Origin of the sequence: Stenotrophomonas sp. PS02289, assembly GCF_029960115.1 — a bacterium.
Classification (GTDB): Bacteria; Pseudomonadota; Gammaproteobacteria; order Xanthomonadales; family Xanthomonadaceae; genus Stenotrophomonas.
Genome location: NZ_JASCOZ010000044.1, coordinates 23,363 through 29,788 on the forward strand (window position 1 = coordinate 23,363; position 6,426 = coordinate 29,788).

At 67.7% G+C, this 6,426-nt stretch carries 3 protein-coding genes; 2 read left to right on the forward strand and 1 reads right to left on the reverse strand.

Annotation, left to right across the window (positions count from 1 at the left end; all coding sequences use genetic code 11):
- Nucleotides 1-18: 18 nt before the first annotated feature.
- Entirely contained in the window at nucleotides 19-1,812 is a 1,794-nt protein-coding gene (locus tag QMX83_RS08505) for a monovalent cation:proton antiporter-2 (CPA2) family protein (protein WP_282296201.1), read from the reverse strand.
- Between the two features lie 303 nt (nucleotides 1,813-2,115).
- On the opposite strand from QMX83_RS08505, the gene mgtE reads away from it, so the two are divergent.
- Both mgtE and QMX83_RS08515 read left to right on the forward strand, forming a co-directional pair.
- Nucleotides 2,116-3,483, forward strand: coding sequence for a magnesium transporter (gene mgtE, locus QMX83_RS08510; protein ID WP_282296202.1), 1,368 nt, complete (start codon nucleotides 2,116-2,118; stop codon nucleotides 3,481-3,483).
- Nucleotides 3,484-3,540: 57 nt separating this feature from the next.
- Nucleotides 3,541-6,270, forward strand: coding sequence for a bifunctional acetate--CoA ligase family protein/GNAT family N-acetyltransferase (locus QMX83_RS08515; RefSeq protein ID WP_282296203.1), 2,730 nt, complete (start codon nucleotides 3,541-3,543; stop codon nucleotides 6,268-6,270).
- The last annotated feature ends 156 nt before the right edge of the window (nucleotides 6,271-6,426 follow it).

The following is a 6,426-nucleotide window of genomic DNA, read 5'->3' on the forward strand; positions in this document are numbered from 1 at the left end:
ATCACCGCAAACGCGCCATCACTTGCTGTCCTCCTCGCTTGCGGTGCGGCCGGCATCGGCCTCGAACAATCGCATCAGATCCGCGCGTGCGTCGCGCGACGTCTGTATCACCGCCGCTTCGTCGTCATAGACCAGATACTGGTCACGCAGCAGCTTCTCGTCATGCTCGCGGAAGCGCTGCACGTGGCTGCGTGCGGTATCGGCGGACAGCCCCAGCGCCACCAGCAGGCGCTCGCTCAGCTCCAGGCTGGTGCCGAACACTTCGCGGAACGGTTCGGCCGACATGTCCATCAAGCGCCAGGCATGCTGGCGGTTGCGTGCCCGCGCCAGCACCACTGCCTGCGGATACATGCGCCGGATCAGGCGGGTGGCACGCATGTTCGCGTCCGGGTCGTCCAGGGTAATCACGAACACGCGGATATGTTCGCCGCCGGAGGCCCGCAGCATCTCCGGACGCGTGGGGTCGCCGTAGTACAGCTTGTTGCCGAAGCGGCGCAGGTCCGACACCGTGTCCGGATTGGACTCCAGCGCCACGAACGGAATCTTCTGCGCGGTCAACAGGCGCGCCACCACCTGTCCAAAGCGGCCCATGCCGGCGATCAACACCTTGGGCTGGACACCGTCGCTGTCCACCGCGTCGGCCGGTCGCGCGTCGGCCGCCTTGTGTTCGCTACCCATCAACCGCAGCAGGGCAAGCAACAGCAGCGGCGTCAGCGCCATGGAGAGACCCACCACGGCCACCAGCCGGTCGTGATTGGCGGCCCCCAGCAGGTGCACGCGCTGGGCTTCATTGAAGACCACAAAGGCGAACTCGCCGCCCAGCCACAGCACGCTGCCCAGCATCAGCGCATGCCGCGTGCTCAGCCGGGCGACCTTGCCGATCACAAACAGCAGGCCGAACTTCACCACCAGCAATGCGGCCACGCCGATGGCCACCAGGCCGGGCTCGGCCACCACCCGGTCGAGGTCGATGCCCATGCCCACGGCAATGAAGAACAGGCCGAGCAGCAGGCCTTTGAACGGTTCGATCTGCGCTTCCAGCTCATGCCGGAACTCCGAATCGGACAGCAGCACGCCGGCCAGGAACGCGCCCAGGCTCGGGCTCAGGCCCGCCTCCTGCATGAACCACGCCGTGCCCAGCACCACCAGCAGCGCCATCGCGGTGAACACCTCCGGGCTGCGGGTGCGCGCGATGATGTTGAACAGCCGGCGCAGCACCGGACGCCCGCACAGAATAACCACTGCCAGCGCGCCCAACGCCACCGCCACGTCACTCCAGTGCAGAGTCTGGTTCTTGGCTCCGCCCAGCAGCGGAATCGCCGCCAGCAGCGGAATCGCGATCAGGTCCTGGAACAGCAGGATGGCGAAGCCCAGCCGGCCGTAGTCGGTGTTCAGGGCTTTGTGTTCGGACAGCAGCTGCAGCCCGACGGCGGTGGAGGACAGTGCCAGGGCAATGCCGACAATCAGCGCGCTCTTCCACTGGAAATGGTCCAGCAACAACAGGCTGCCCAGCACCAGCGCGCACACTGCCACCTGTGCGGCACCGGCCCCGAACACCGAGCGCCGCATCACCTTCAGCCGTGACGGCGACAGTTCCAGCCCGATCACGAACAGCAGCATCACCACCCCGATCTCGGCCGCGCCCAGAATGCGGTCGGCGTCCTGTACGAAGCCCAGTCCGTCCGGACCCAGCACCACGCCCGCCGCCAGGTAACCGAGCACCGCGCCCAGGCCGAACTTCTTGAACACCGGCACCGCGATCACCGCGGCCAGCAGCAGCACCAGGGCCAGTTCCAACGCACCGCTATGCATGGGAGAAACCTGCGAATCCGATGATCGGCCCTTTGCCGCGGGCCCATTATGCGGCCGCGTGCGTCAACGTCATTCAACCGCGTCCCAACGGCGGTGTGACAGGGGTTGACCCCGGCCGCCCACGGGTCCAGACTGCCGCCCGCTGAAGGCTTACCGCCTCCCGCGAACAACCCATTCCGGAACTCCAACCCATGTCCAGCGACAGTAGACCTCGACCTTTGTCGACGCCATCGATGGCTACCGCCTGACACGGGACGGTTCGCCAGCGTTGGCGTCGCACAGTGCGATCCAAAAGGCGAACCCATGAACCAGAAAGACCTCCTGCGTCCGGTGGCCGATGCCGCCCTGAGCGCACCCCTGCAGGATTTCAACACCGCCGACGCGGTGGAGTACCTCAACACCCTTGAACTGACCCGTGCCGCCGACACCCTGGCCGCGTTGCCGTTGCCGCGCGCGGTGAAGATGCTCGAACAGCCCGAGTTGACCCGCAGTGGTGAGCTGGTCGCCGCCCTGCCTGAAGTCCGTGCCGCCGCGCTGCTCGGCCTGATGGCCGACGACCGCGCCACCGATATCGTCCACGAGCTGGACGAGGAGGAACGCGCCCGCCTGATCCCGCTGCTCAGCGCCGACGCCCGGCGTGCGATCCAGCAGCTGCTCAGCTACCCGGCCCACACCGCCGGCGCGCTGATGACCACCGAGTTCGTCAGCGTGCCGTCCACCTGGACCGTGGGCCGCACCCTGCAGCACATCCGCGAGGTCGAGCGCACCCGCGAAACCGTCTACGCCATCTACGTGCTCGACCCGCACAGCCAGGCGCTGCAGCAGGTGGTGACCATGCGTCGGCTGATCACCGGCCTGCCGGAGGAATCCATTCTCGAGGTGGCCCAGGTCAACGCCCCGGTGGCGGTGCATCCGCTGCTGGACCAGGAAGAGGTGGCGCGGCTGATCCGCCGCCATGACCTGCTCGCGATTCCGGTGGTCGACGAGGCCCAGCATGTACTGGGCATCGTGACCGTGGATGACGTGCTGGACGCGCTGATCGAGGAGTCCACCGAGGACGCGCACAAGTTCGGTGGCATGGAAGCGCTGGACAAGCCGTACATGCAGATCGGGTTCTTCGAGATGCTGCGCAAGCGCGCCGGCTGGTTGAGCGTGCTGTTTCTCGGCGAAATGCTCACCGCCAGCGCCATGCAGCATTACGAAGAGGAACTGGCCCGCGCGGTGGTGCTGACCTTGTTCATTCCGCTGATCATGAGCTCGGGCGGCAATTCCGGATCGCAGGCCACGTCGCTGCTGATCCGCAGCCTGGCGCTGCGCGAACTGCGCCTGCGCGACTGGTGGCGGGTCGCCCTGCGCGAGCTGCCCACCGGCATGACCCTCGGCGCGATCCTCGGCGTGCTGGCGATGATCCGCATCGTCTCCTGGCAGCTGCTCGGCCTGCACGACTACGGCGAGCACTGGCAGCTGCTGGCGCTGACCATCGGCGCGGCGCTGGTGGGCATTGTGACGTTTGGTTCGCTGTCGGGGTCGATGCTGCCGTTCGTCCTCAAGCGGCTCGGCTTCGACCCGGCCAGCGCATCGGCCCCGTTCGTGGCCACCTTGGTGGACGTGACCGGGCTGGTGATCTATTTCAGCATCGCCGCGATGATCCTGAGCGGCACGTTGTTGTGATGGTCCGATTGCGCTGGATCATCCCGCATCTCACGGCGACCCGTGTAACGTAAGGCCATGAGCATCTACCACCTGCAATCGGTCTTCCGTCCCCAGTCGGTGGCCGTCATCGGCGGCAGCCCGCGCGATCGCTCCGCCGGCCGCGCGGTCATGCGCAACCTGCGCGGCACCGGGTTCCCGGGCAAGGTCGCCTGGGTCAACCCGCGCTACGGTGAGATCGACGGCATCCGCACGGTGAAGCGGCTCAAGGACCTGGACTGGGTTCCCGAGCTGGTGGTGATCACCGCGCCGGCGCAGATCGTGCCGCAGGTGGTGGCCACCGCCGCCGAACTCGGGGTCTCGGCGGCGATCATCCTCACCGCGCACCTGGGCCACGGCCCGGGCTCACTCGGCGAGCAGGTGGAAACCGCAGCACGTGCCAAGGGCCTGCGCATTCTCGGCCCCCACTGCCTGGGCGTGATCGCCCCCCATGCCCGGCTCAATGCCAGCATCGCCGCCCATTTCCCGCAGGCCGGCGACCTGGCGCTGATCTCCGAGTCCAGCGCCATTGCCGCGGCACTGGTGGAGTGGGGCGTGGACCGCTCGGTCGGCTTCTCCGCCGTGGTGTCGCTGGGCGATGCACTGGACGTGGATTTCGGCGACCTGCTCGACTACTTCGCCACGGACTACCGCACCCGCGCCATCCTGCTCTACGTCGAACACATCCGCGACGCGCGCAAGTTCATGTCCGCCGCCCGTGCCGCCGCGCGCGCCAAGCCGGTGGTGGTGGTCAAATCCGGCCGCCACATCCGCATCAATCCGGACGCGGACACACACGTGCAGGCGCTGGCCAGTTCCGACGAGGTGTACGGGGCCGCCTTCAACCGCGCGGGCTTGCTGCGGGTGAGCGCGCTGGACGAACTGTTTACCGCCGCCGAAACCCTGGGCCGGCTCGGCGCCTTCCCCGGCCGCCGGCTGGCCATTCTCAGCAACGGCGGTGGCGTCGGGCGGCTGGCGGTGGATCAGCTACGGGCGCTGCGCGGCCAGCTGGCCGAGCTTTCCCCCGCCACGGTCACCCAGCTCGACACCGTGCTGCCGCAGGGCTGGTCGCGCGGCAATCCGGTGGACATCGTGGTGGACGCTGACGGCGACCGCTATGCCGCCGCGATCGGCGCGCTGATGAACGATGCCGAGAACGACGCCGTGCTGGTGGTCAACGTGCCCACCGCGTTCACCTCCTCCGCCGACGCCGCCCAGGCGCTGACCCGAACGCTGAGCCAGCGCCCGCGCCACCAGCGCGACAAGCCGGTATTCGCGGTATGGCTGGGCAACGACGACCGCGCCACCGCCACCCTCAACGCCGCGCGCGTGCCCACGTATCCGACTGAAGCCGAAGCCGTGCGTGGCTTCCAGCACCTCGTCCGCTACCGTGATGCACAGGCGGCCCTGATGGAAACGCCGCCCAGCCTGCCCGAAGACTTCGTGGTCGACACCGCCGCCGCGCGCGCGCTGGTGGAGGATGCACTGGCCGCCGGTCAGCAGTGGCTGGACCCGATCGCCACCCATCAGCTGCTCACCGCCTACGGCATTCCCTCCGCGCCGGTGATGCAGGCGGCCGATCCGCACGAGGCGATGGACCTGGCCCAGCCGCTGCTGGAGCAGGGGGCCACCGTCGCGGTGAAGGTGCTTTCGGCCGACATTCCGCACAAGTCCGACGTGGACGGGGTGCGTCTGAACCTGGGCACGTTGCAGGCGGTGCATGCTGCGGCCACCTCCATCCTGGAGCGGGCGCGCACGCTGCGCCCGAACGCGCGCATCGACGGCGTGCTGGTGCAGCCCACCGTGGTGCGGCCGAAGGCGCGCGAGCTGATCGCCGGCATTGCCGACGACCCCACCTTCGGCCCGGTGGTGGTGTTCGGTCGCGGTGGCACCGCGGTGGAAGTGATCGACGACAAGGCGCTGGCGCTGCCCCCGCTGGACCTGCGCCTGGCCCACGAGTTGATCGGACGCACGCGAGTGTCGCGCATCCTCAAGGCGTATCGCGATGTGCCCGCAGCGGATGAGCGTGCAGTCGCGCTGATTCTGGTCAAGCTGGCGCAGCTGGCGGCAGACATTCCGGAAGTGCGCACACTGGATATCAACCCGCTGCTGTCCGACCGCGACGGCGTGCTCGCGCTGGACGCGCGCGTGGCGATCGCACCCTCGCGACGTATGCACAAGGGCCGCGGCCATCCGCGTTTCGCGGTGTTCCCCTATCCGAAGGAATGGGAGCGCCAGATCACCTTGTCCGACGGCGCGCCCGCGTTCGTTCGCCCCGTGCGGCCCGAGGATGATGCGTTGTTCCGTGCGTTCTTTGCCCGTGTCACCGATGAAGACCTGCGTCTACGCTTCTTCCAGTCGGTGAAGCATTTCAGCCATGAGTTCATCGCGCGCCTGACCCAGCTCGACTACGCACGGTCCATTGCCCTGGTGGCGATCGACCCACGCAGCGGCGACATGCTCGGCGCGGTACGCCTGCACGCCGATGCTGATTACGACCGCGGCGAGTACGGCATTCTCATTCGTTCCGATCTCAAGGGCCACGGCATCGGCTGGCGCCTGATGACGATCATGATCGAGTACGCGCAGTGGCTGGGCTTGAACGTGGTGGAAGGGCAGGTACTGCGCGAGAACAGCACCATGCTGGCGATGTGCCAGAGCCTGGGCTTCACCACCAAGCTCGACCCGGACGATGCCACCGTCATGGTGGTCACGTTGCCGGTGCAGTCGGTGAAGGTGGACGGAGAGGGGCCCATCCCGCAGCCGTGATTCGCCGTGACTCTGCTTCAGGCTCTGCCTGTGCTCTGCTTTGGTAGCGTCGGTCGACAGACGACGGCCGATACGGGTGATCACTGCATTGGCGCATGACCTCGAACAGGGTCATGCGTCACCGTGCCGATCACCGTCACCGGCCGTCGTCTGTCG